Source organism: Paractinoplanes abujensis (genome assembly GCF_014204895.1).
GTDB classification, from domain to species: Bacteria; Actinomycetota; Actinomycetes; order Mycobacteriales; family Micromonosporaceae; genus Actinoplanes; species Actinoplanes abujensis.
In genome coordinates this window covers 925,141-949,906 of the sequence record NZ_JACHMF010000001.1, presented here as the reverse complement: position 1 = coordinate 949,906, position 24,766 = coordinate 925,141, and the positions used below count along the sequence as shown (strand labels likewise).

Sequence of the window (24,766 nt, the reverse complement as noted above, 5' to 3'; positions counted from 1 at the left end):
GGCCGTACGGCGAAGTCGCCGTGCGGCACGGGGCGAGGGGCGCCGGGACCAGGCAGGTGCCGATCCGCGCACCCGCTGCGATCCACACTCGCTGATTCACCGGGGGCGGAATCTCGCGCGAGGGGTGAGTGGTCTCCCCGCCCGAGGGAGCGCCGGTCAGCGGACGGCGGCCAGGATCTGGGCCGGCTCGGGGTAGGCGGCGCCGTCGGGGCGGACGTCGGCGTGCCGCACCACGCCCGACCGGTCGGCCACCACGACCGCCGGGAACGGCAGGATCGAGCGGCGGGCGCCGAGCAGCACGTCGGCGCCCGGCGCGTGGAAGCCCAGGTTGAACGCGTCGATCAGCTGGTGGCGGGGGTCGGCGGCGACGAAGAAGCTCAGGTCGTGGCGGCGCTTGATCTCGGCCAGCCGCTCGGGGACCTGCGGGCTGACGGCGACCAGGTGCGCGTCGGTCGCACCGAGGGCGGGCCAGAGCGCGCGCTGGTAGGCGCCGAGCGCCGCGTTGGCCGGCTCGGACGACGCGTACGGGAAGAAGACCAGCACGATCGGGCCGGTCAGCAGCAGCCGGTCGAGGTGGATGGGGCCGAGGTCGGCTTCCAGCAGCACCGCCGACGGCAGCCGGTCGCCCGGTTTGACCAGACGATCCCAGATGTCGTCGCGGTCGAGCGGGAGGTCCACCCTGCGGGAACGGGCAGACCGGCCCGGACGCCGTCCGGCTTCGGGAATTGCTGCTGCGCTCATCGGGCCACCCGTTCAAATGCTATTTAGCAGATAGGAAATGTAGTCTACCGCGCCCGCGCAAACCCGGGCGCGGGACGCTCGTCACTGCCGGGCGGAGGCGACCATATCGGACGTTTCACCGGCGGGCTGCTCGGCAGCGACCGGTGTGGGCCGCAACACTTTGAACGCGAGCACCGCGGCGCCGGCCACCAGGGCCGCGGCCACCAGCGAGACCAGGGCAAAGGCGTTCCCGTACGAGGTGAGAGCCGCCCCGTCGCCCGCCGCGTCCATCAACGTCGAGCCCGCGGGCAGGCCCGGCGCGCCGGCCCGGTACGCCGCCACAACCACCGAGCCCAGCACGGCGATACCCACGGCACCACCCAGTTCGGCCCCGGTCTCCGTGACCGCCGCCGCCATCCCGGCCCGCTCCGGCCGTACGGCGGAAACGACCAGATCGGTGGTGAGCGTGTAGACCGGCGCCAGCCCCAGACCCCCGACCACCATGCCGGTGACCAGGGCCGGCAACCCTCCCCCGTACGGCGCCAGGGCCATCACGGCATGCCCGGTTGCCATCACGACGGCGCCCACCGCGACCACCCGACCGGCCGGGAACCACCGCACCAGCAGCGGCCCGGCCAGCGACGCGGTCAGGAACGCGACCACCGACGGCAGTGCCCACAGCCCGGCCCGCAACGGCGACAGGCCCAGCACGACCTGCAGATACTGCACGATGGCGAGCTGAGTGCCGTACAGCACGAAGAACGAGAGCGCGTTGGCCGACAGGGCCACCCGCACGCGGGCGTCGCGGAACATGGTCAGGTCGAGCAGCGGGCGCGGGATGCGGCGCTGCCGGCGCAGGAACAGCGCGCCCAGGACGCCCGCGACCAGGATCGCCAGGAACGGGACGGCCTGCCCGCCCCCGGCGGCGAGGCGCTTGATGCCGTACACGAGAACGAGAACCGCGGCCAGGCTGAGCAGCGCGCCGCCGAGGTCGAACCCCTTGGCCGAGGTGTCGCGAGCCTCGGGCAGCAGCGCCGGCCCCAGCGCGACGAGCAGCACGGTCGCGGGCACGGCGAGCAGGAAGACCGAACCCCACCAGAAGTGCTCCAGCATGATCCCGCCGATCAGCGGCGCGGCCAGCCCGCCGAGCGAGAACGAGGCGCTCCAGACACCGATCGCGATCGCCAGCTGCCGCGGATCGGTGAACATGGCCCGGATCAGCGCGAGAGTCGACGGCATCAGCGAGGCGCCGGCCAGCCCCATCAGCACCCGGGCCGCAATGAGCAGCTCAGGGCTGGTGGCGAACGCGGCCAGCAGCGACGACAGAGCGAACGCGGCCGCGCCGACCAGCAGCAGCCGGCGCCGCCCGACACGGTCGCCCAGCACACCCATGGCGATCAGGAAGCCCGCCACCACGAAGACGTAACTGTCCATGATCCAGAGCAGCTGGACCGCGGTCGGCTGCAGATCGCGAGCCAGTTGCGGCGCGGCCATGTTGAGCACCTCGGCGTCGAGCGACACCAGCAGGCAGGGCAGGGCCAGGACGGCGAGCCCGAGCCAGTTCCGTGTGCTTGCCTTTTCTCCTGTCACGCAATGAACCCTGCCATACCGTTATCAGCGCTGCAACGCGAAAAGTGGCTTCATTACGTTACGGTGGTGGGGTGCAGCTGGAAGCGATGGACATGGCCGAGGTGGTCACCCTGGTCAACGAGTGGGGCACCCTGCCGTGCCGGATGGACGGCCGCGCCCCCCGCCCGGGCGCCGCACAGACCGCGCTGGCCGACGAACTGCACCCGATCTTCGCCGCTTCCGACGCCACGACCCGGGCCGCGCTGGTCACCGAGTTGCTGCAGAGCACAGCCGTCCGGCCCGAGCTGACCCCCACGCTGATCGAGGCGTGGGCCGTCGACGACCCGGCACAGGCTCACCGGGCGGCGGCCGCGCTGGCGCTACGCCACCACTTGGCTGAGCATCCGGGCCGCCTCGGCATCTGCGCGGATGACCAGTGCGAGGACGTCTACGTGGACTCCTCCCCCGCCGGCAAGCGTCGTTTCTGCTGCCTGACCTGCCAGAACCGCGCCCGGGCAGCCGCCTTCCGCCGTCGCAAGGCCCAGCAGAAATAGCGATCGCGCCTCGTTGAACGGCCAAGCCGTTCGATCCGGAGCCGAGCGGGCCGGACCAGATGGCGAGAGTCGATCGAGAGCGGGCCGACAGCGGTGATCAGAAGGATGTGTTCCATGATTCGCCGCTTCGCCGCAGCCGCGGCCGCCGTAGTCACCGGTCTCACCGTCGCCATCATCGCCCCCGCCGCGCCCGCCCTGGCCATCCAGCAAGGAGATTGGAGCCGCATCGTCAACGTCGCCACCGGTATGGCTCTGGAGGGATACACCACACACAACAGTGTGCGGGTCGTGCAAAGGGCCATGCGGACTTTCGCCGGTGAGCCGGCAGCCCAGCAGAGCTGGCAGTTCAGCGTGGACAAGGGCTACGCCCGGTTCCGCAACGCGCTGGCCACGGACTCGTCGGGCTGGCTGGCCCTAACCGTGAACAACGGCGTCGACGCACTCGCGCGGCCCATCTTCCAATACACCAACATCCCGGGCAATCCGGCTCAGCTCTGGTCGGTGGTCAGAGCCCCGGGCTCCGCCAGCGACGTGTACACGGTCCGCAATCCGGCGAGCAACAGGTGCCTGTCCATCCCGAACGGCAACCCGAACGAAGAGGTACAGGCGATCGCCTATCCGTGCAACGGCGCTCTGGACCAGATGTGGCACATCAAAGCCTTCGCCTGACCTGAGCCGAATCGGAACGAACAAGCCTGGAGGCCGGCCGCGCGGGGTGCGGCCGGCCTCAGCTCAAGTAGCCGAGCTCCGGCAACTGCTCCTGATATCCCGCGATCAACCGCCGCGCCACCGGCACCGAGTCGATCAGGGGGTGGGAGGCCATTGCCCGTACGGCGACGGCACGCGAGCCCGTGGCCGCCGCCTCCAGCACGGCCCGGTCGGTGGCCTTGATCCGCCGCACCAGGTCGACACCGCCCGCGAACAACGACGTCGGCAGCGGCCGCGCCCCCGAGCCGTCCACGATGCAGGGCACCTCGACCACGGCGTCGTCGTCCAGTTCGGGCAGCGTGCCCCGGTTGCGGACGTTCAGGATGAGCTGGGCGGGCCGGCCCGACGCGATCGCCGACATGAGGGCCAGCGCCACAGCCTCGTAGCCGCCGCCCTCGACCGTCGCCGCGTCGCGTTCCCCCAGGCCTTCGGTGGCCATGTACGTCGCGTCGCGGTCCCGTCGCGCGGCCTGCCAAGCCTGCAACGGGTCGCCGTCGGCCGCGACCAGCCGCGCGTAGACGTCGCGCTGCTGGTGCAGCAGATATTCGCCGCGGGTCTGCGGGGCTTCGAGCAGGCCCCGCACCACCGACGAATGGTCGTAGTAGTAGTGCAGGTATTCGTTGGGCACGGCCCCCAGCGCCTGCAGGCGGGCGGCTCCGAAAAGCCGGCCCTCCTCGATCGACTCGGCCCGCGACGGCGTCGTCAGCAGCCGGGGCAGCAGGTCAATCCCGTTCTCCCGGACGGCGGTGAGCCAGCCCAGGTGGTTCAACCCGGCGTACTCGATCTCCACCGACGAAGGAGACGCCCCGAGCGCGCGCACCACTCGCCGCACCAGGGCCGACGGCGAGTCGCAGATGCCGATCACCCGGCCGCCCAGGTGCTGGGCCATCGCCTCGGTGACCAGCCCGGCCGGGTTCGTGAAGTTGATGACCCACGCCTCGGGCGCGACGAGACTGATCCGCCGGGCGATGGCCTGGGCCACGGGCACGGTTCGCAGCCCGTACGCGATGCCGCCCGCACCCACCGTCTCCTGCCCGAGCACCCCCTCGTTCAGGGCGACCCGTTCGTCGATCACGCGCCCCTCGAGCCCGTGCACCCGGATCGCGCTGAACACGAACGACGCCCCGGTCAGGGCCGAAGTCAGGTCGGTGGTGGCGTCGACGCGCGGGCCGCCCTCGAAGGCGCGCAGCACCCGCGTGATGGCCGACAGCCGGGCCGTGTCCACGTCGTGCAGCACGACCTCGTCGACCGGGGAGTCCGGTCCGAGCAACGCGCCGTAGACCAGCGGCACCCGGAACCCGCCGCCACCGAGAATGACCAGTTTCCTACGTGACATGAGCATCCGAGAGTCGGGCGATGGTCGCGCCCGCGCGGCGCACGGTGCGTTGTTCCCCGCCGGGAATCACGTCGTCCAGGAACGCGTACCGCTCGGCGAACGAGCCCAGCCGGGCGGCCTGACGCCACCAGTCGGCGATGTCGCCCCAGCCGGGCGCGGACAGCGAACCGCCGAAGTGCTGCACTGACAGGCCGGCGATCAGGTTGGCGAAGGCGAGGCTCTGGGCCAGCGGCCACTCCCGCAGGCTGCCCAGGATGAACCCGGCCGTGAAGACGTCGCCGGCGCCGGTCGGGTCGAGGGCGGGCACGGGCACGGCGGGCACGTGCACGGTCTCGCCGGTGCGCGCGTCGTGGGCCAGCACGCCGTCGCCGCCGCAGGTCACCACCACGACCGGGGCCAGCCCGGCCAGCCGGCGCAGGGCTTCTTCCGGCGTGGACGCGCGGGTGTACTGCATGGCTTCGACGGCGTTGGGCACGAAGGCGTGGCAGTCCTCCAGCATGTCCAGCATCTCGGGCGGCCACTCGGCGCTGGGGTCCCAGCCGACGTCGGCGAACACCAGCGTGCCCGCCTGCTTGGCCTTGCGGACCCAGGGCAGCCGGTCCTTGGTCAGCGACACCGAGGCCGCGCGGCAGGTCGGGAGCTCGCCGACCAGCCCGTCCGCGCCGACCGGCAACGGATGCCCGTGCGTGATCATGCTGCGGTCGCGGTCGTAGGCCAGCGACACCGTGACCGGCGAGTGCCCGTCGATGCGGCGCGACGCGTCGAGGTTGATGTTTTCCTGGTCGCACAGGATCTGCGCGCAGAAGTCCCCGTACGCGTCGGTGGCCAGCGCCGTGCCGAGGCCGGTGCCGAGGCCCAGACGCGCGGCCGCGACGGCCAGGTTGGCGATGCCGCCGGGGCACGAGCCCATGCCCGACGCCCACACCTCGGTGCCCGGCTCGGGCAGAGATTCCAAGCCGGTGAAGATGATGTCGAGATAGACGACACCGGGGACGAACAGGTCCAGTTCCGGGGTCATCTCGAGATCCTATGCGAGGTCAGCCGTAGTGGGGCCGCTCCGGGCGAGCGACCCCACTCACTTCGTCGTCTACCCCGCGACCCAGGACGCGTCGCCGGCGGCGAGATCGGCCGACGCGCCGCCGACGATCTCCACCCGCCACGGCAGCGCGGGCCCGTCCCGGTCGACGCGGAGCGCGGTGCCGTCGCGCGTCACGGTGAAGACCGATTCCCCCACCCGTACGGTGGAAGTGCCCTCAGCCGGGGCGAACAAGCGCAGCGTCACGCCGTCCGCGTGGTCGTAGTCGGGCCGGTCGGTCCGGTTGCCGATCGGCAGCACCGCGCCCGGCCGCACGAGCAGCGGGACACTGTCGAAGCCGTGCGTCTCGTGCACCCAGCCCGGCCCCTCGACGACCTCACCGGTGGTGAAGCGCGTCCACGAGCCGGCGGGCACGTAGTAGCTGACCTCGCCGCCCTCGCTGAACACCGGCGCCACCAGCAGATCCCCGCCGAGCAGGTACTGCCGGTCGAGGTGGGTCACCGCCGGGTCGTCCGGGAAGCCCAGCACCATCGGGCGCATCACCGGCAGGCCCTGCTCGTGGGCCTGCCGCGCGGCCTCGAACAGGTACGGCATCAGGCTGTACTTGAGGTGCGTGAACGAGCGCAGCACCTCGACCGACTCGTCGTCGAAGAGCCACGGCACCCGGTACGAGTGGTTGCCGTGCAGGCGGCTGTGCGACGACAGCAGGCCGAACGCGATCCACCGCTTGAACACGGCCGGGTCGGGACGGCCCTCGAAACCGCCGATGTCGTGGCTCCAGAACCCGAAGCCCGAGCTCATCAGCGACAGACCGCCGCGCAGGCTCTCGGCCATCGACTCGTACGTGGCCGAGTTGTCCCCACCCCAGTGCACCGGGAACTGCTGCCCGCCCACGGTGGCCGACCGGGCGAACAGCACGGCCTCGCCCTCACCCTTGGCCTCTTTGAGCACGTCGAAGACGACCTGGTTGTAGAGCTGGGTGTAGTAGTTGTGCATCCGCTCCGGGTCGGAGCCGTCGTGCCAGACCACATCCGTGGGCACGCGCTCGCCGAAGTCGGACTTGAACGCGTCCACACCCATCTCGACCAGGACCGCCAGCTTGGCCGCGTACCAAGCCCGGGCGTCGGGGTTGGTGAAGTCGACCAGCGCCATGCCGGCCTGCCACCTGTCCCACTGCCAGACGTCGCCGTTCGCCTTCTTGACCAGGTAGCCCCGGGCCAGACCCTCGGCGAACAGAGCCGAACGCTGCGCGATGTACGGGTTGATCCACAGGCAGGTCCGCAGGCCCCGGTCGTGCAGCCGCTTGAGCATGCCCGGCGGGTCCGGGAAGATCGCCGGGTCCCACTCGAAGTCGCACCAGTGGAACTCGCGCATCCAGAACGTGTCGAAGTGGAACACGCTCAGCGGCAGGTCCCGCTCGGCCATCCCGTCGACGAAACCGGTGACCGTCTCCTCGTCGTACGGTGTGGTGAAACTGGTCGTCAGCCACAGCCCGAAGGACCAGGCCGGGGGCAGCGCGGGCCGGCCGGTCAGCGCCGTGTACTTGCGCAGCACGTCGGCCGGGGTCGGCCCGTACACGATGTAATAGGACAGCGTCTGCCCGGCCACACTGAACTGGGTGCGCGACACCATCTCGCTGGCCACCTCGAAAGACACCTTGCCGGGGTGGTCGACCAGCACGCCGTAGCCGCGGTTGGTCAGATAGAACGGCACGTTCTTGTACGCCAGCTCGCTGCTGGTGCCGCCGTCCTCGTTCCAGATGTCGACGCTCTGCCCGTTCTTGACCAGCGGGCCGAACCGCTCCCCGAGCCCGTAGACGGCCTCCCCCACACCCAGGTCGAGCTGCTCGTGCACGAAATGCTCGCCGTCGGCCGTGTCGACGATGCCCATCCCGCGCCAGCCGCTGCCGGTCAGCCGGCGGCCCTCGGCCTCGAAGTCAAGACCCCACTGCTCCCCCGTACGGAACCGGGCCGTCAACCGGCCCGACGTGAGTTCGCTGTCCCCCACCGTGACGTCGTGGTCCTCGGTGTTGACGGCGAAGTTCGGGCCCGTGGGCACGCCGCCGAGGAAATGCCCGAGCGTCACCTTGAGCACGTCGGGCATCGGCGCCTCGACCTTGATCGTGATGAGCGGCGTGTCCAGCGTGTCCGACCGGCTGCGTACCGGCTTGGTGGCGGCGTACGCGGTCAGGGTCTTGCCGTCGGCAGAAGTGTCCCGCAGCTGAGCCGGGTGCAGGACGGTCAAGCCCTGGCGCTTGAGCCAGTACCCGTCGGTGAACTTCATGAGCGGTCCCTTACTACTTGATCGCGCCGGCAGTGATGCCGCGGGTGAGCGTGCGCTGGAAGACGAGGAAGAAGATCATGGCCGGGAGGATGCCGATCAGGCCCGAGGCGCTGGTCATGGTGGCGTCCATCAGCCGGTCGCCCTGCAGCACGCCGAGGGCCACCGGCACGGTCTGGTTGTCGTTGGAGACGAGGAAGACCAGCGGCAGGAAGAACTCGTTCCACGTCCAGATGAAGAAGAACGTGAACAGCACGCCGAGCGTCGGCCGGCTGACCGGAACCACGACGCTCCACAGAGTGCGCAGCTTGCCGGCGCCGTCGACGTCCGCCGCGTCCAGCAACTCGGTCGGGAACTCCTGATAGACCGAGGTCAGCAGGTAGGTCCCGAACGCGGCCTGGATGACCGTGAAGATGATGACGATCGAGATCAGACTGTCGTAGAGGCCGGCTTCCTTGGACAGGAAGTACAGCGGGTAGACCAGCACCTCCTGCGGCAGCAGGTTCGCCACCAGGAAGAACACGAGGAACCAGACCCGGCCCTTGACCTTGCCGATGCCCAGCGCGTACGCGTTGAGGATCGACAGCAGCACACCCAGCACGGCCACCGTGAAGCTGGTGATGAAGCTGTTCCAGAGCTTCATGCCGAAGTCGACCCGGTTCCAGAAGTCGACGATGCCGTCCCAGTAGAGGCTCGGCGGCAGCGACAGGGGGCCGCCGCTCGCGTAGTCGGCCGGGCTCTTGACCGCGTTGATCGTGATGATCAGCAGGGGCGCGATGACGATCAGCAGCAGCGCCAGCAGGGCCGCCAGGATGACGAACCTGAGCGGGTTGGTGCGCTTCTCTGCGCTTACCGCCGTCTCCGGCTCACGTTCTGTCCGATTTGCTGTGAGTGTCATGCGTTACGCTCCGCGCGGTTCTGCAGGCGCAGGAACACGATGGACAGCGCAATGATCAGCACGGTCAGCACCGTGGAGATCGCCGAGCCGTACCCGACCTGGGCCTTCTCGAAGAAGTTCTTGTACGCGAAGTACGACGGCACAAGCGTGGCGTTGCTCGGCCCGCCGCCGGTCAGCACGAAGATCGGACCGAAGATCTTGAGCGCCGAGATCGTGGTCGTGACCAGCACGACGTAGAACTCGGGCCGGATCAGATACACCGTGATCTTGCGGAACCGCTGCCACCAGGTCGCGCCGTCCAGGTCGGCCGCCTCGTACAGCTCCGGGTCGACCCGCTGCAGGCCGGCCATGAACATGACGATCGGATAGCCCAGCTGGACCCAGATCATGATGCCCATGACGCTGTACAGCGCCGAACCCGGCTCGCCCAGCCAGTTGTGGGCCAAGCCGCCCAGCCCGATCGTGTCGAGGATCTTGTTGAGCGCGCCGTACTCGGGGTGCAGGATCCAGCCCCACACGATGCCCGTGACCGCCACCGGGATCACCTGCGGCAGATAGAACCCGCTGCGGAACAGCGACGCCCAGCGGTTGCTGAACTTCTTGGCCACGTAGTCGAACAGCACCGCGGCCAGGAACAGGCCCAGCAGCGTGGGCACCACGGCCATGGCCAGGATCAGCAGCACGATGTTGCCGAACGACGACCAGAACAGCGAATCCTCGAACAGCCGGGTGTAGTTGTCGAAGCCGATCCAGCGCTGCTCACCCACGCCGTTCCACTTGGTGAAGCTCGTGTAGACGGTCATCACCAGCGGCACGACGATGACCAGCAAGGACAGCAGCACGCCCGGGATCAGGAAGACCCAATATCCCCTACGCCTCATGTAATACCCCTTCCGTGTGCCGGCGAAGGGGTCACCTCCGCCGGCATCCGGTTCACTTGCCGAGGTCGGCGAGGTTCTCGTCGTACGGCTTGGCGATCTCGGTCAGCACCTGGTCCGGGGTCTTGGAGCCGTTGATCAGGCCCTGCACCCCGGCGACCAGCACGTCGTAGTAGCCCGGGGCCGGCCAGTCGGGGTAGAAGGCCAGACCGTCCTCGGACGAGATCTTGTTGAAGTTCTCGATCAGTTCCTTGTTCTTGGCGTCCGTGATCGCCGCCGCGTCGGCCGCCACCGGCACGCCGCCGTTGTTACCGAGCAGCGCCTGGATCTCCGGCTTCATGGTGATGTCGATGAAGTCGTACGCGAGGGCCTTGGCCTTGCTCTTCTCCGGCACGACCCACAGGTTGCCGCTCGAACCCGGGTGCAGCTTGTTGCCCGGGAACAGGAACGTGCCCCACTCGAAGTTCTTGATCTCGTTGACGAACCGGCCGTACCACCACGAACCCGAGATCATGATGGGGAACTTGCCCTGGGTGAACGAGACACCCATGTCCTCGGCCTTGATGCCGGCCGAGTTCTTGGCGATGTAACCCTTGTCGACCCACTGCTTGAAGGTGTCCGCGCCGTACTTGAGCTGCGGGCCCTTGAAGTCGACCTTGTTCTTGTAGAGCTGGTAGTCGTCGACCCAGGCCCGGTCGGCCTTGCTCAGCGCGAGCGAATAGAGGATCTGCTGGGCCGGGTACTCGGCACCACCGACCGCGAGCGGGGTCACCTTGTTCTGGACGAAGGTGTCCATCACCTTGGTGAACTCGTCGAGCGTGGTCGGGACCTGCAGGTTGTACTTCTTGAACAGGTCCTTGTTGTAGTACACCTCGACGTACTCGGCGTAGTTCGGGATCCCGTACGTCTTGCCGGAGCCCATGATGCCGTCTTCGTCGTACTTGGTGGTGGTGGCCAGGCCGGTGTTGAGCGCCTTGTCCCAGCCCCGCTTGCTCGCCTCCTCGGTGAGGTCGGTGAGCAGCCCCTGCTTGCTCAGCAGCCCCGAGGTGGCGTTGCCCTTGTTGTACTCCATGATGTCCGGCGCGCTGTCCGAGTTGAGGATCATCTGGGCGTTCTGCTGGATCTGTTCGAAGCCCTTCTCCTCGAACTTGACCTCGACGCCCGGGTGGCTGGCCTTGAAGTCCTCGATGGCCTTGTTCCAGGCGATACCCATGGCGCTGTTCGGGCCCTCGTAGTGCCAGAGCGTCAGGGTCTTGGCGTCGGCGCCTTCTTCGGAATCACTGCCGCCACCACCACAGGCGGTGAGAGCGAGCGAGGCAGCCATCAACAGTGCACCGGCGGTAAGACCGGCTCGCGATCGAATCATGTTGGTTCGTCCTCCGGGAGGGATCCGTCGAAGCGCTTCGACAATCAGCTCACAGCTCACACCGCACGGGTTGTCGAAGCGCTTCGACGCGGGACTTTGGGAGGAAACTAGGCCCGGCCAAGCCCACATGTCAACGGTGTGACAAAGACATTTCCAAACCCGAGACCAACCCCGCCGAGCACGCCCCCGAAGACCCACCACCCGACGCCGCCGGCCCAGCCCTCACCAACCCACGGCAGCCCTCCCCTTGGCGCCGCTGTCCACGGCGGCCCTCTCGCATCGCCGTTCCCCACGACGCCACCCTCCGTGGCGCCCTCCTCGCGGCGACCTCACCGGGGGCGGCCCTCCTCGCGGCAGCTTCTGTCTCCTCGCGGCGACCCTCACCGGGGGCGGCCCTCCTCGCGGCAGCTTCCGTCTCCTCGCGGTGGCCTCCCGTAGCCGCGCGACCGCAGACCCCGTGCCATTACGGTCTCCGCAGCCGCTTGGCCGCCTTTGCCATCTGGGCCGCATCGCCAACGCAACCGAAGGGGTCGGCTCACCGCGAGTCGGCCGCTCTCACGCAAACTCCGCAATGTGCGCACTGCTCCACCGGCACAATCCCTTGGCATCCTAGGAGGCTAGGTTGTCGGTTGACGCGCAGGAGGGACGGTGCGGGCGAGCCTGGCAACACGCTGCACGGCGACGGATTGATGACCACACTGGGCGTGGCGGCGGGCAGCGGCATGGGATTGGACGCCGTAGCGGCGGCGCGGCGGCAGGCGGCGAACGGCGGGCGGCGGGCGGCGGGCGACACAGCGGCAGACGGCGGGCGGCGGGCGGCGGGCGGCGGGCGACACAGCGGCAGACGGCGGGCGGCGGGCGGCGGGCGACACAGCGGCAGACGGCGAACGGCGGGCGGCGGGGGGCACAGCGGCGGGCGGCGGGCGGCGGGCGACACGGCGGCGAACGGCAGGCGACACGGCGGCGAACGGCAGGCGACACGGCGGCGGGTGGCACGCGACACGGCGGCGGGTGGCACGCGACACGGCGGCAGACGGCAGGCGGCACGCGACACGGCGGCAGACGGCAAGCGAGTAGTGCGGGCTGTGGTTGCGGTTCAAGCGGGGCGGCGGCGCAACCGGGCGGTGCTTTTGGGCCTCCGATCAGGGTGAAACGACTTCTCATGCTTGTTCCTGCTGGGCGCCTGCGCGAGTGGGCCGGTTTCGGGGAGGGCGTCACCAGCCTGGCCACGCCGAAGGGCGGGCATCAGAGCGGGCCGCCCAGCACGACGTCGTGGCCGGGGCTGGGCGTCGTCGACTGTGGGACGTTCGAGCTGGGCAGGGTGAGGTGCTGGCCGACGGCGCGGTGACGGGCATGGGGAGCGGTTCACCGATTCGCGGGCGGACGGGTTCGGGCCCGGACCGTGACCACAGAGGACTGTCAGGCACCGAAGCCGGCGGCTCAAGGTCTTGATTTCACCTCGTGTGTCACGAAGTGAGGATCACCAGCTGGTGGGTCGCGCGGGTCATGGCCACGTAGCGGTCGACTGCCCCGAAGGCGGCCGGGTTGATGAGAATGACCAGGTCGAATTCGAGGCCTTTGGCCAGTTCCGGGGAGAGCGACCGGACTCTCGGCGACGGCCAGGTGAACGACGGGTCGCCGATCACGCAGGCCACCCCTTCGCCGGAGGTGTGCGACGCCAGCCACGAGCCGACGATTCCGGACAGGTCCGCTGTGGAGCCGTAGCGGACCGGCACGCCGCTTTCGCGGATGGATGTGGGCACGTTGGCGTCGGGCAGGACGGCCCGGATCACCGGCGCGGCCTCGTTCATGATCTCGGCCGGCGTACGGTAATTGATCGTCAGTGCGGCCAGTGACACGCGTTCGATGCCGACCCGGTTCAGCCGGGAGGTCCAGGTCTCGGTGAAGCCGTGCCGGGCTTGCGCGCGGTCGCCGACGATCGTGAAGCTGCGCGAGGGGCAGCGCAGCAGCAGCATCTGCCATTCGGCGTCGGTCAGTTCCTGGGCCTCGTCGACGACGATGTGCGCGAACGGGCCGGCCAGCCGGTCCACTTCGGAGCCCGGCAGGACGGACTCGTCGATCAGCACCTCCTTCATGTCCGGTTGCATGAACATCTGCATGAGGCCTTCGCCGTCGTCGTATTCGTGCGATGCGATCAGGTCGTCGATCACGCGGGCGTACGAGCGGCGCTGGGAGTCGACGGCGACGGCGCGGCGGCGTTCCTCGCGGGACGTCTCGGGGTCACCCACCCGCTGGTGTGCGGCGTCGAGCAGCGGCAGGTCCGGCAGGGTCCACGCCCGGGGGTCGGTGCGTTGCAGCGCGCGGATCTCGTCGGTGTTGAGCCAGGGCGCGCATCGGTGCAGGTACGCGGGCACCGACCACAGGTCGGCGACGATGTCGGTGGGTTCCAGGATCGGCCACGCCCGGTTGAACGCCGCGAGCAGTTCCCGATTGCCGAGCAGGCTCCGCCGTACGAGGTGGGAAGGCTCGTCGCCGGAGTATTTGGTCAGCAGGATGGTGAGCAGTTCCTCCCACACCTGGCCGCGGCCTTCGTTGTGCGGGGTGGCGGGTCCGGGCGCGTCGAACGCCTCGGCCCAGTCGTCGGCGGTGAGCCGGATGTCGTCGTCATCGGTGGCCACCGTCAGGCCCCGGGCGGGCGGCTCCTCGTAGAAACGTACGGCCGCTTCGACGGCCCGTACGAGGCGGGCCGACGACTTGAGCGCGGCGACCACCGGATCGTTCTCGGGTGCGGCCGCCGCCCCTTCGGGCACCAGGTCACGGATCATGCAGGTCTGCACGTCCTCCTCGCCCAGGCTGGGCAGCACGTCGGAGACGTAGGCCAGGTACGGCTCGTGCGGGCCCACGAAGAGCACCCGGCGCGCCTCGGAGTGGAGCAGGTACGCGGTGCGGTGCAGCGCGACCACGGTCTTGCCCGTGCCCGGCCCGCCGTCGACGACCAGCGCGCCGCTCGATCCGGCCCGGATGATGGCGTCCTGGTCGGCCTGGATCGTGCCCAGCACGTCGCGCATGCGGGCCGACCGGCTGCCGCCCAGGCCTGCGATGAACGCGGACTGGTCGTCGAGGGCCGCGTGCCCCTCGAGCCCGCCCGGGGTGAACACCTCGTCCCAGTAGTCGGTGACCTGACCGCCGGTCCACCGGTAGCGGCGGCGGCTGGCCAGGCCCATCGGCCGGGCGTGGGTGGCGGCGAAGTACGGTTCGGCCGCGGGCGACCGCCAGTCCACGATCAGGCGCCGGCCGTCGCGATCGGTCAGCCCGAACCGCCCGATGTACACCGGATCCGAGGAAGGGTCAAAAACCAGGCGGCCCAGGCAGATGTCGAGGCTGTAGCGCCGCAACGCCCGCAGCCGGGAGGTCAGCCGTTTGACCTCCTCGTCCCGCTCGACGGCCTGGCGGCCCTTGCCCGCGGGCGCCTTGCGTACGGACTCCAGGCGGTCCGACAGGTCGGCGACGGTGGCGGACAGGCTGGTAGCGATCGCCGCGAAATGCTTCGTGTCCTCGGCGATCAGGGCGGGATCACCCTTGGCGGCGAGGTTGGCAGGCAGGTTGAACGGTTCCACGGTGAGCGATTCTCCGGGAGCACCGGGGTCTTGCCGCAAGACCGGGGGTGTGGTAGACGATATAAGTGGGAGGAATGTCGGACAGGCACGAGCAACGGCTCAAGGACCTGCGACTTCTCCGCCGGGTGCGCGACCGGATCGACCGGGATTATGCGCAGCCCCTCGACGTGGAAGCCCTCGCTCGTGGGGTCAACATCTCGGCCGGGCACCTCAGCCGCGAGTTCCGGGCCGCGTTCGGCGAATCCCCGTACAGCTATCTCATGACCCGCCGCATCGAACGGGCGATGGCCCTGTTGCGCCGGGGCGACCTCAGCGTCACCGACGTGTGCTTCGCCGTCGGCTGTTCCTCGCTGGGCACCTTCAGCACGCGCTTCTCCGAGCTGGTGGGCATGTCACCCAGTGCGTACAGGCGCTTCACGGCCGAGCAGGCGCAGGCCCGGGGGCTGCCCGGGTGCGTGGTCAAGCAGGTGACCCGACCGATCAGGAATCGAGAAGCAACGCCCGCGCCCGGCCTTTAGCGTGGGGCCATGGACCTCACGATTGCCAACACTTTCCTGCCGGCCGACGACCCCGAGGCGTCCCTGGCGTTCTGGCGCGACACCATGGGTTTCGAGGTACGCAACGACGTCGGCTACGGCGACATGCGCTGGATCACCGTCGGCCCGCCCGGCCAGCCGCAGACGTCGATCGTGCTGCACCCGCCGGCCGTCGACCCCGGCCTGACCGACGACGAGAAGCGCGTGATCGCCGAGCTGATGGCCAAGGGCAGCTACGCCAGCATCGTGCTCAGCAGCACCAATGTCGACGAGGCGTTCGAGACGGTGCAGAAGAACGGCGCCGACGTGGTGCAGGAACCGATCGACCAGCCGTACGGGCTGCGCGACTGCGCCTTCCGCGACCCGGCCGGCAACATGGTGCGGATCAACCAGGCGGTCTAGCGGTGCTCCCCCGCTCGACCAGGGTGGGCGGGAGCAGGCGTACGAGCTCGGTGGGGCGGCCGTCGAGCAGCTTCATGGCCGTCTCGACCGCCAGGCCGCCGACGTCGTGCGCCGGGATGTCGACCGACGTCAGCGGCAGCGGCATGTTCAAGGCCACGTCGCGCGGGCAGACCGCCACCACGGAGACGTCCTCCGGCACCCGGCGCCCGCTCGCCCGCAGCTCCTCCAGCACGGTCCGCAGGGCCTCCTCGTTGTGCACGACGAACGCCGTGGCCCCCGGCAGCTGCGCGTCGATGTCGGCCAGGCACGCGCGCACGCCCTCCCGCCCGGGCTCGCACGGGTGCGCGAGCGTCTCCAGTCCCAGCGCCGCCGACGTCTCGGTGAAACCCGTCAAGAACCTTTCCGCGTACGTGGTGCCGCGCTTGTAGACGGCAGGTGACGGCCCGACCAGGGCGACCCGGCGGTGCCCGTGGAAGGACAGATGCCGCAGAGTCTCCGCCGCGGCCGCCTCGAAATCGAGGTCGACGCAGACGATGCCGTCCGGCTCCTCGGGCAGCCCGATCAGCACGGACGGCTGCTTGAGCCGGCGCAGGGCCGGAATGCGGACGTCGTCGCGTTCCACGTCCATCACGATCAGCGCGTCGACCATGGTGCTGTGCGCGACCCGCTCCAGACCCGCGGTGCCTTCGTCCTTGGTCAGCAGCAGGACGTCGTGGTTGTGGGTGCGCGAGGCGGTGACGACGGCGGTCGCGAACTGCATGATGACCGGCACGTTGACGTCGACGCGCAGCGGCACGACCAGGGCCAGCACGCTCGTCCGGCTGCTGGCCAGGGCCCGGGCCCCGGCGTGCGGGTGGAAGCCCAGTTCGGCGATGGCGGCCTGCACGCGGGCGCGGGTCTGCGCGGAGATCGGGCGGCGGCCGCTCAGCACGTACGACACCGTGCTCGGTGACACCCCGGCCGCCCGCGCCACGTCGTTGATCGTCGCCATCCACGCTCCCTGCCCGCCCCGCGCCGCAGATCCGCGCCGAACGGCCTGCTGTCTCAGCCCGGATCCTACTTACTGCCCGGAACGGGCCGGCGCCGCGGCGTGCGCAGAGGCGCCTCGGGCAGCAGGACGGCGTCCTCGGTGAGCAGCAGAACCCAGCCGCCGTCGCGCAGGTCGCCGGCCACCGTCACGGGCTGCGGCCGCGTCTGCTCAGTTCTCCAGCCGTCCTCCCACGTCACGTCCTCACCGGTCAGGCGGGGACGGGGCAGCCGGCGGGGCGTCGACGCGACCGGCACCAGGGCCAGGCCGTCGTGCAGGAGCGCGCGACCCTCGTCGGGTGCGGCGGTCAGCTCCACCGCGGGCAGCGGGCCGCTCAGCAGCCGCCGCCGGGCCGCCCGCATCCGCTGCTCGCGGATCAGCAGCAGGAGGGCGAGGGCGAGCGCTCCCAGCCCGATGCTGAGCCAGACGGTCACGTCCTCCGGCTCGTTCACCGGACGCACCCAGTCGCCGTCGACCAGCACCGGGACGACCTGCCCGGCCTCGTAGGAGCCGAGCACGCCGACCTTCACCGGCCGCGGCACCTCGAGCACGACCGTGCCTTCGGAGTTGTCGACGCCGCGCACCACCGCGTCCGCCCGTACGGCGGCCGCCTCGTGCCGCGCGACCTGGTCGTCCCGGTGGTGGTACCAGGCCAGGCTGACGGCCCCCACGAGGATCAGCAGGACGGCGAGGACGGACCGGCCGCCCCACCCCGGGAAGCTGTCGCGCAGCCGCTCGGTCAGCGCCGCGTCCAGGCGTACGGTCCCGGCCACCTCGGCCACGACCGCCGCCTGCCGCCGCCGGGCCGAGACGATCCAGGCGGCGACGGCCAGGCAGAGCAGGCCGTGCAGGGCGAAGGCCACGTTCGCGGCCCGCAGGTCGTCGTAGCTCACGTCGAGGACGGCGAACAGCACCCCGGCCGCGCAGCCGGCCGGCGGCAGCCACCAGAGCAGCACCGGCGTGGCGAGCAGGACGACGATCGCCACCGCGAACGTCACGTCCGGCCCGCACACGCCGGGGTCCGCCACCGAACAGGCCCGGTTGTCGGCGGCCACCGCCACGAGGACGGCGACCGCCCAACCGCCGAGCAGGCCCGTCCGGGGCACCCACCACGGCACCGCCGCGGCGGTCCACCTCTCGAGGTGCGGGCCGTCCAGTGCCGGGATCGTCGGTGTCACGGCGCTGAGCATAGGTTCTACTGCACAGCGAAGTCCGCCAGCCGCAATCCGGCGCTGAGAACCGGGTACACGTCGTGCCGAGGCCGACGCCGGTAGATCAGGTGTCCACAGCCCCGAGCAGCTCCCGATACTGGTCCAGATAGAACCCGTCCTTGATCGCGGCACTTTCGGCCGCGCCCAGCACGCCCACCTCCGGCGCGTAGGTGACCCCGCCCTTGGGGCCGAGCGGCAGCACGATGGCGTCGGGCTGGGGCACGTACGTCCGCTCGGCCCGGCCGCCCGTGATCAGCGAGCGGATGTTGGCCGCCACGACCTCGGCGTGCATCTGGGCCAGCCGCGCCATCTTCTGCTCGGGCAGCGCCGTCACATCACCGATCGCGAACAGCGTCTCGCTCCCCCGCACCCGCAGCTGGGGCGTCACCTCGATGCGGTCACCGGAGCCGGCCAGGTAGCCGCGGTCGACCGACGCGCCGTGGCAGACCAGCGTCAGATCGGCCTCGATGCCGTCCGCCGCCGTGCCCAGCCGCAGGTCGATACCCATCTCGTCGATCTGCTCGCGCAGTTGCCGCCGGAACTCGTCCGGGTAGTCGCCCGGCATCAGCTCCGTCCCCCGGTCGACGACGATCACGCGCTTCTCCGGCCAGGCCGCCTTGATCTCGCCCGCGAACTCCAGCCCGACCGGACCGGCCCCGATCAGCAGCACGGTTCCGGCCGCCGCGAGTGCGCCGTGCAGTTCCCGGAAATGCGCCGGCCCCTCCTCGGCGATCTTCGCCGGGAACGGATAGGAGGAACCGGTGGCGAGCACGACATAGTCGGCGTTCAATGACTCGCCGGACGCCAGGACGACGGTTCCTTCCGTCACGCGCACCGCCCGGTCCCGTCGCACGACGCCGTTGCGAAGCATTCCCCCGTACGGGATGAAGATCTTCGCGGCCCACGCCGGGTCGACCACCGCCCGCAGCGCCGCCACGTTGTGCACGAAGGTGGCCCGCGGCTCGACCAGGGTCACCCGCGCCACGTCGTCCAGGGCCTTCGCCACGGTGCTGCCGCCGTAGCCGCCACCCACCACAATCACGTTTGCCGTCATGGCTCGACGCTCGCGTGGTTCCGGCGGCGTAACCAGGCCGGGCTCAGGGTGGTAGCAGCGGGGACACGCTAAACGGCCGCCGCCCGGCTACGGTCGGACCGTGAGCGAGAACGAGCTCGGCCTGTTTCTGCGCAGCCGCCGCGAGTCGATCGACCCGGCCGCCGTCGGTCTGCCCGCGGGGTCGCGCCGCCGCACGCCCGGTCTGCGCCGCTCCGAGGTGGCCATGCTGGCCGGCGTCAGCGTGGAATACGTGACCCGCCTCGAACAGGGCCGCGACCGCCACCCGTCGCCGCCGGTGCTGGGCGCGCTGGCCGACGTGCTCCGGCTGACCGGCAACGACCGCGTGCACCTGTACCGGCTGACCAAGGGGGCCGGCGCCACCTTCCCGTGCCGGGCCGGCCTGACCCCGAGCCGCGTCCTGCGGCCGACGCTGCGCGCCCTGCTCGAGCGGCTCGAGCCGGCCCTGGCCGTGCTCGTCAACCACCTGGGCGACCTGGTGGCCCGCACCGAGACGTTCGACGCGTTCGCCCGGCCGCTCGGCCTGCTCGAGACCGATCCCCCCAACCTTCTGCGGTACGTCCTGACGTCACCCCGCGCCCGCACGGTGTTCCCCGAGTGGCCCGCGGTGGCCGACCACTGGGTGGCCACGCTCAAGGAAGGCCCGTTCCGCGCCGACCCGTACGTGGCCGCGGTGGCCGACGAGCTGTCGGTGATCGCAGGCGACGAATTCACCAGCCGCGTGGCCACCGTCCCCGGCGTCCCCGCCCCCACGGGCGTCCTGCGCGTGGCTCATCCGGAGCTGGGCCCGCTGGACCTGGCCTACGAATCACTGGAGCTCCCGGCCGACGACAGCCTCCGCCTGCTCGTCTACCTACCGGCCGATTCCGCCACCGCACACGTCTTGGAAGGCCCGGCTACCCACCCACCCCTGCGGCTCGTCTCGGGCTAGCGCTTCTGTCGGGGGGCGGTGCTAGGTTCCGGCGCATGATCGATGAGGGTCTGCGGCGGGACGCGGCGGAGCACATTCGTACCGAGGTCGCTCGCGGCCGTTCCACTTACGCCGAGATCGTGGACGGCGCGGTCGAATACCTGGAGGACGAGGCCGACGAGGCGGAGCTGCGGCCGGTGGTCCGGGAGATCGCCCGCGAGGAGTTCGCCGCGCACCTGGCCGCGCAGGCGACGTGGCCGGCCCGCACCGACAGCGACCGGCTGACCGACGCGTTCCGGGCCCTGGACGCGGCCGGCATCGTCGCCCGGGAGGACTTCGCCTGCTGCCAGAATTGCGGGACTTCCGAGATCGGCGACGAGGTGCTCGACAAGGCGGCCGCCCGGGGTTACGTCTTCTACCACATGCAGGACGCCGAACGGGCCGCCGACGGCGGCGGCGTCTGGCTGGCGTACGGGCATTTCGGCTCCGGGGCGACCGTCGCGCTGGGCGAGGAGATCGCGGCCGCGCTACGTGCCGAGGGGTTGACCGTCGAGTGGGACGGCTCGACCGGTCAGCGTATTCACGTGCCCCTGCGCTGGGCCCGGCTCCGGCACGGCCGGATGGCGGCCCACCCCGGCGCGCCCGAGGAGGCGAGCCCGATCACGGTGACGCTGCACGACGGCTCGGAGCGGCCGATGGTGCTGGCCGAGATGCTCGACGTGCTGCGCCGCCTGCCCACCCGCGTCAACGCTTTCCTCGTGGCCGTCCACCCCACCGCCGGCTGTGTGCAGATGCGCTGGGAGGACGGCCGGCTCTGGCTGGAGACGCCGGACGCGGACGCGCAGGCCTCGACGGGCAAGTACGCCACCCTGGCCGAGGCCGAGCGGACGTTGACGATCCTGGCCACCGAGCACCGCAACGCCGTCGCCGGCCTTGACGGCGTTACGACTACGGCTTGGTGATCCGATAGCCGTGGGGCTGGAGGATGTGGCCGTCGACCTCGACCGGGGTGGGGTTGTGGTTGATCAGGGTCAGCATCGGGCCGCGGGCGCACGCCTCCACGTGCGGGGGCAGGTTCGCCACGACGGGGCGCAGGTCCAGGGCGTCCACCACGTGCGCGGTGAGGGCGGCCGTGCCGGCCTCGTCGGCGATCGTGGCCAGGTGGTAGGAGCTGCCCGCGCCGTACGGGTGGCGGACCAGCGCGGGTGAGCCGTCGCCGAAGGTGGCCAGCACCGAGGCGCCCTCGACGTGCAGCACCTCGGCCACGACGGTGCCCTCGAAGCGCAGGCCGTCGCCGTGCACGGTGGCCTCGCCCGGCTGCACGCCCGCGAAGTCGAGCACCGACGCGCCGAGCACCGGGCCCAGCCGCCGCGTGAAGCCGCCGGGCAGGAACCGGTCGTGCTCGTCGACGATGTCGGTGAACGCGGTCGTGAGCAGGTGCCCGCCGCCGTCGACGTAGGCCGTCAGCGCGTCGAACGTGGGCGCCAGGTGCAGGCTGGGCGCCACGACCAGGCGGTAGCCGTCGAACGGTCCGGCCGCCCGGACGAAATCGGTCTGCACGCCCGCCTGCAGGAACGCGCTGTGCCAGGCCCGCACCTGCGCGATGTAGTCGAGTGGGGCCGGATGGTTGGGCTGGTCGAGCGCCCACCAGCTGTCCCAGTCGAGCACGATCGCGACGGCGGCCTCCCCACCGGGCGCGGGCAGGTCGCCCAGCTCCGCCAGTTCGGCGCCCAGCCGGGAGATCTCGCGGAACGTGCGGGTGTGCGGGCCGCCGTGCGGGAGCATCGCCGAGTGGTACTTCTCGGCCCCGGCCGACGACTGCCGCCACTGGAAGAACAGCACCCCGTCGGCGCCGCGCCCGACCGCCTGCATGCTCATCGCGGCCATCTGCCCGGGCGCCTTGGCCGCGTTGTTGTCCCGCCAGTTCACGTAGTTGGGGGCCTGCTCCATCAGAATCCACGGCCGGCCCGGTTTGAGCGAGCGCATCAGGTCACGGGCAAAGGCGCCCACCTGGTACGAGAGTGGGTCGCGCGGATCCGGGTAGGTGTCGTCGGCGATCACGTCGACCTCGTCCGCCCAGGCCCAGTAGTCGGTGGGCTGGAAGGCGCTCATCATGTTGGTCGTCAGCGGCTGCGCGGCCCCGGCCTCCCGGATGATCCGCTTCTCCATCCGCAGCAGCTCGAGCAGCATGTCGGACGAGAACCGGCGGAAGTCGAGCACCTGGCCCGGGTTGACGCTGTAAGGGGCGTGCCGCGGCGGCAGGATCTCCTCGAAATCGGTGTAGCGCTGCGACCAGAACATCGTGCCCCAGGCCGCGTTGAGCGCATCGACGTCGCCGTGTTTCGCGCGCAACCAGTCCCGGAAGGCCGCGGCCGCCTGATCCGAGTAGTCGTAGGCGACGTGGCAGCCGAGTTCGTTGTTGATGTGCCACAGCACCACGGCCGGGTGATTCTTGTAGCGCTCCACTGTGGTCCGCACGAGTTCGGAAGCCAGCCGCCGGTAGTCGGGCGACGTCGGGGCGTAGTGCTGGCGGCTGCCCGGCCAGCGCGTCACCCCGTCGGCGTTCTCGGTCAGCACGGCCGGATACTTCGCGGTCAGCCAGGGCGGCGGCGACGCGGTGCCGGTGGCCAGGTCGACCGCGATCCCCGCCTCGTGCAGCAGGTCGATGACCTGGTCGAGCCAGGCGTAGTCGAAGACACCCTCGGCGGGCTGGATTCGCGCCCACGAGAAAACGCCGACGGTGGCCAGGTTGACCCCGGCCTCGCGCATGAGCCGGACGTCGTCGGCCCAGACGTCGGAGGGCCACTGCTCGGGGTTGTAATCCCCGCCGTAGAAAATCGGCATGGCCCTATCCTCGCCGGTAGCCGACAGGGCGGTGGCTGGCGGGCCGTGTCACCAGGGCCGTAGGCTGCGGTGAAGCGGCATCGCGGGAGGGCGGACCCGGCATGACGACGGACGGCAGACCTGTGCGACTTCTGCGTGGGTACGGCTGGTGGATCATCCTGGTGACCGTTTTGATCACCGCCGGGGCATACGCGGTGAGCCGCCTCGAGAAACCGGACTACCGCTCGACGGCGACCGCCGTGACCAGTCCGCGGCTGCGCGCCGACACCGTCCCGGTGGCCGCCAACCCCGGCACCGAACGCGAGATCGCGCGCTCCGGCACGGTGCTCGACACGGTTTCCGAGCAGCTCCGCATCGGCCGCGACGAGCTGGCCCGGGGTCTGACGGTCGAGCCGGTCGAGGGCGGCGGGGCCGCGATCGTCTTCACCTACGACCACCGCAACGCCACCACCGCCCGGCAGCGCGCCCAGGCCGTCGCCGCCGAATACGTGCGCTACCGCAACAGCAGCATCACCCAGTACGGCATCGCGGCCTCTCTGGTCTCGCCGGCCAGTCGCGCCGAGGAGCAGCGCCGCCCGCTCTGGGTCTACCTGGCCCCCGGCGCGGTGCTGGGACTGCTGCTCGGGCTGCTCTCCGCGCTGGCGCTGGCCCGCCGCCGCGACCGGATCCGCGGGCGTGACCACTTCGAGCGGGTGACCGGGGTGCCGGTGCTGGCCACGATCCCGCGGGGCCGCCGCCCGCGCGGCCCGGGCGCGCCGCTGCCGGTGCTGCTGCGCGCGCCCGACTCGGCCGACGCCGAGTCCTACCGCTACCTGCGGGCCCGGCTCGCCCCCCGGCTGAGTGGCCCGTCCACGGTGCTGGTGGCGGGCGGCCGCGAAGGTGAGGGCCGCAGCACGACGGCGGCCAACCTGGCCGTCGCGCTGGCCCAGGCCGGCCGCCGGGTCGTGCTGATCGACACCGACGTGCGGCACCCGGCCCTGCACCTGATGTTCGACCTGTCCCGCGACCGCGGGCTGACCAACGTGCTGACCGGCGAGCACTCGCTGGCCGAGACCCTGGCCGCGGGCGCCATCGTCAACCTGCGGGTGCTGGCTGCAGGAGCCGACCGTGACGGCAGCGCCGACCTGCTGGCCGCGGGCGGGCTGACCGGGCTGCTGCACGAGCTCAAGGGCCAGTGCGACGTGGTTGTGCTCGACTCGCCGCCGCTGCTCAGCGTGTCCGACGCGCTCGGCCTGGCCGACCACAGCGATCACGTGCTGCTGGTCACCGACTATCGCCGGGCCACCCGGGCCGCCGCGGTGCGGGCCGCGGCCGAGCTGGACCAGGTTGCCCCGGGGCGGGTGGCCGCCGTGCTGATCGGTGTGCCCGAGCGCGACGGCGGCCTGACCCCGCGCACCCTGGCCGGCCGCGCTCCGGCCCCGGCCCCGGTTCACCACCCGGTGGCCGACCGGTTCGACGTGCTGGAGGGCCCCTCGGTCGTCCTTCCCCCGCACCCGGTTGCCGCCCCCACCCCGGCCCCGCAACCCGTCGCCGCTCCGGCCCCCGAGCCGCAGCCGGAGCCGGAGCCGGAGCCCGCCGCGAAGACGCCGAAGGCGAGGCCGGCCCGCGCCAAGGCGGCCATCCCGAAGCCGCGCGTCTATTCGTCGGCCGCCGCGGCCGAGGCCGAGGCCCGGGTGCAGGCCAAGGCGGCCGCGGAAGCCGAGGACGCCCCCGCCGAGAAGTAGCCGGCCGGCCCGGTACGCGACGGGCCAGGTCCTGGAGAACGAGGCGGCCCGGGTGGCCAGTTCCGGCGACGGCAGGTTAGGTTAGGCGAGCCTTACGTTCCGGAAGTTGCTATGGAG

21 protein-coding genes are annotated in these 24,766 nt (G+C 70.9%); 8 read left to right on the top strand and 13 right to left on the bottom strand.

Annotation, left to right across the window (positions count from 1 at the left end):
- Nucleotides 1-156: 156 nt before the first annotated feature.
- Both BKA14_RS03765 and BKA14_RS03760 read right to left on the bottom strand, forming a co-directional pair.
- On the bottom strand, nucleotides 157-678 hold the full coding sequence (locus BKA14_RS03765; RefSeq protein WP_239092511.1) for a redoxin domain-containing protein: 522 nt from the start codon (nucleotides 676-678) through the stop codon (nucleotides 157-159).
- A gap of 144 nt (nucleotides 679-822) precedes the next feature.
- The gene (locus BKA14_RS03760; RefSeq protein ID WP_239092512.1) at nucleotides 823-2,310 is read right to left on the bottom strand and encodes an MFS transporter; all 1,488 of its coding nucleotides are present in this window, start codon (nucleotides 2,308-2,310) and stop codon (nucleotides 823-825) included.
- 71 nt (nucleotides 2,311-2,381) lie between these two features.
- Here BKA14_RS03760 and BKA14_RS03755 point away from each other — a divergent pair, with 71 nt between their 5' ends.
- Both BKA14_RS03755 and BKA14_RS03750 read left to right on the top strand, forming a co-directional pair.
- Nucleotides 2,382-2,843 carry a CGNR zinc finger domain-containing protein gene (locus tag BKA14_RS03755; protein ID WP_184949535.1) on the top strand — a complete coding sequence of 154 codons (462 nt, stop codon included), beginning with the start codon at nucleotides 2,382-2,384 and terminating at the stop codon, nucleotides 2,841-2,843.
- Nucleotides 2,844-2,957: 114 nt separating this feature from the next.
- Nucleotides 2,958-3,512, top strand: coding sequence for an RICIN domain-containing protein (locus tag BKA14_RS03750; protein ID WP_184949534.1), 555 nt, complete (start codon nucleotides 2,958-2,960; stop codon nucleotides 3,510-3,512).
- A gap of 58 nt (nucleotides 3,513-3,570) precedes the next feature.
- On the opposite strand, the gene BKA14_RS03745 is transcribed toward BKA14_RS03750, so the two are convergent.
- The 6 genes from BKA14_RS03745 to BKA14_RS03720 form a co-directional block, all read right to left on the bottom strand.
- The gene (locus BKA14_RS03745) at nucleotides 3,571-4,887 is read right to left on the bottom strand and encodes a family 4 glycosyl hydrolase (RefSeq protein WP_184949533.1); all 1,317 of its coding nucleotides are present in this window, start codon (nucleotides 4,885-4,887) and stop codon (nucleotides 3,571-3,573) included.
- Nucleotides 4,877-5,905, bottom strand: coding sequence for a carbohydrate kinase family protein (locus BKA14_RS03740; RefSeq protein ID WP_184949532.1), 1,029 nt, complete (start codon nucleotides 5,903-5,905; stop codon nucleotides 4,877-4,879). The genes BKA14_RS03745 and BKA14_RS03740 overlap by 11 nt, the downstream gene beginning before the upstream one ends.
- Before the next feature lie 69 nt (nucleotides 5,906-5,974).
- Nucleotides 5,975-8,206: an alpha-xylosidase gene (yicI, locus tag BKA14_RS03735; RefSeq protein ID WP_184949531.1), complete on the bottom strand. Its 2,232-nt coding sequence runs from the start codon at nucleotides 8,204-8,206 to the stop codon at nucleotides 5,975-5,977.
- 13 nt (nucleotides 8,207-8,219) lie between these two features.
- On the bottom strand, nucleotides 8,220-9,101 hold the full coding sequence (locus BKA14_RS03730; RefSeq protein ID WP_184949530.1) for a carbohydrate ABC transporter permease: 882 nt from the start codon (nucleotides 9,099-9,101) through the stop codon (nucleotides 8,220-8,222).
- Nucleotides 9,098-9,982: a carbohydrate ABC transporter permease gene (locus tag BKA14_RS03725; RefSeq protein WP_184949529.1), complete on the bottom strand. Its 885-nt coding sequence runs from the start codon at nucleotides 9,980-9,982 to the stop codon at nucleotides 9,098-9,100. The genes BKA14_RS03730 and BKA14_RS03725 overlap by 4 nt, the downstream gene beginning before the upstream one ends.
- A 52-nt stretch (nucleotides 9,983-10,034) precedes the next feature.
- Nucleotides 10,035-11,345 carry an ABC transporter substrate-binding protein gene (locus tag BKA14_RS03720; RefSeq protein WP_184949528.1) on the bottom strand — a complete coding sequence of 437 codons (1,311 nt, stop codon included), beginning with the start codon at nucleotides 11,343-11,345 and terminating at the stop codon, nucleotides 10,035-10,037.
- Between the two features lie 1,162 nt (nucleotides 11,346-12,507).
- Here BKA14_RS03720 and BKA14_RS03715 point away from each other — a divergent pair.
- Nucleotides 12,508-12,693, top strand: a complete 186-nt coding sequence (locus tag BKA14_RS03715; protein ID WP_184949527.1) for a hypothetical protein — start codon at nucleotides 12,508-12,510, stop codon at nucleotides 12,691-12,693.
- A 118-nt stretch (nucleotides 12,694-12,811) separates the two neighbouring features.
- Here the strand turns inward: BKA14_RS03715 and helR are convergent, their stop codons facing one another.
- Nucleotides 12,812-14,923 carry an RNA polymerase recycling motor ATPase HelR gene (gene helR / locus BKA14_RS03710; protein WP_184949526.1) on the bottom strand — a complete coding sequence of 704 codons (2,112 nt, stop codon included), beginning with the start codon at nucleotides 14,921-14,923 and terminating at the stop codon, nucleotides 12,812-12,814.
- A gap of 74 nt (nucleotides 14,924-14,997) precedes the next feature.
- On the opposite strand from helR, the gene BKA14_RS03705 reads away from it, so the two are divergent.
- Together BKA14_RS03705 and BKA14_RS03700 are read left to right on the top strand one after the other, a co-directional pair.
- On the top strand, nucleotides 14,998-15,441 hold the full coding sequence (locus BKA14_RS03705; protein WP_184949525.1) for a helix-turn-helix transcriptional regulator: 444 nt from the start codon (nucleotides 14,998-15,000) through the stop codon (nucleotides 15,439-15,441).
- A 9-nt stretch (nucleotides 15,442-15,450) separates the two neighbouring features.
- Entirely contained in the window at nucleotides 15,451-15,861 is a 411-nt protein-coding gene (locus tag BKA14_RS03700) for a VOC family protein (protein WP_184949524.1), read from the top strand.
- On the opposite strand, the gene BKA14_RS03695 is transcribed toward BKA14_RS03700, so the two are convergent.
- The 3 genes from BKA14_RS03695 to BKA14_RS03685 form a co-directional block, all read right to left on the bottom strand.
- Entirely contained in the window at nucleotides 15,845-16,852 is a 1,008-nt protein-coding gene (locus BKA14_RS03695; protein ID WP_184949523.1) for a LacI family DNA-binding transcriptional regulator, read from the bottom strand. The genes BKA14_RS03700 and BKA14_RS03695 overlap by 17 nt on opposite strands.
- Nucleotides 16,853-16,917: 65 nt before the next feature.
- Complete coding sequence (locus tag BKA14_RS03690) at nucleotides 16,918-18,066, bottom strand: hypothetical protein (RefSeq protein ID WP_184949522.1); 1,149 nt, start codon at nucleotides 18,064-18,066, stop codon at nucleotides 16,918-16,920.
- A 97-nt stretch (nucleotides 18,067-18,163) separates the two neighbouring features.
- Nucleotides 18,164-19,153: an FAD-dependent oxidoreductase gene (locus BKA14_RS03685; protein ID WP_184949521.1), complete on the bottom strand. Its 990-nt coding sequence runs from the start codon at nucleotides 19,151-19,153 to the stop codon at nucleotides 18,164-18,166.
- A gap of 100 nt (nucleotides 19,154-19,253) precedes the next feature.
- Between BKA14_RS03685 and BKA14_RS03680 the strand changes: the two genes are divergently transcribed.
- Both BKA14_RS03680 and BKA14_RS43095 read left to right on the top strand, forming a co-directional pair.
- Complete coding sequence (locus BKA14_RS03680; RefSeq protein ID WP_184949520.1) at nucleotides 19,254-20,102, top strand: helix-turn-helix transcriptional regulator; 849 nt, start codon at nucleotides 19,254-19,256, stop codon at nucleotides 20,100-20,102.
- Between the two features lie 35 nt (nucleotides 20,103-20,137).
- Nucleotides 20,138-21,043 carry a DUF6891 domain-containing protein gene (locus BKA14_RS43095; RefSeq protein ID WP_203722046.1) on the top strand — a complete coding sequence of 302 codons (906 nt, stop codon included), beginning with the start codon at nucleotides 20,138-20,140 and terminating at the stop codon, nucleotides 21,041-21,043.
- Here the strand turns inward: BKA14_RS43095 and BKA14_RS03675 are convergent.
- Nucleotides 21,030-22,925, bottom strand: a complete 1,896-nt coding sequence (locus BKA14_RS03675) for a beta-galactosidase (protein WP_203722047.1) — start codon at nucleotides 22,923-22,925, stop codon at nucleotides 21,030-21,032. The genes BKA14_RS43095 and BKA14_RS03675 overlap by 14 nt on opposite strands.
- 122 nt (nucleotides 22,926-23,047) lie before the next feature.
- Here BKA14_RS03675 and BKA14_RS03670 point away from each other — a divergent pair, with 122 nt between their 5' ends.
- On the top strand, nucleotides 23,048-24,649 hold the full coding sequence (locus BKA14_RS03670; protein ID WP_184949519.1) for a polysaccharide biosynthesis tyrosine autokinase: 1,602 nt from the start codon (nucleotides 23,048-23,050) through the stop codon (nucleotides 24,647-24,649).
- The last annotated feature ends 117 nt before the right edge of the window (nucleotides 24,650-24,766 follow it).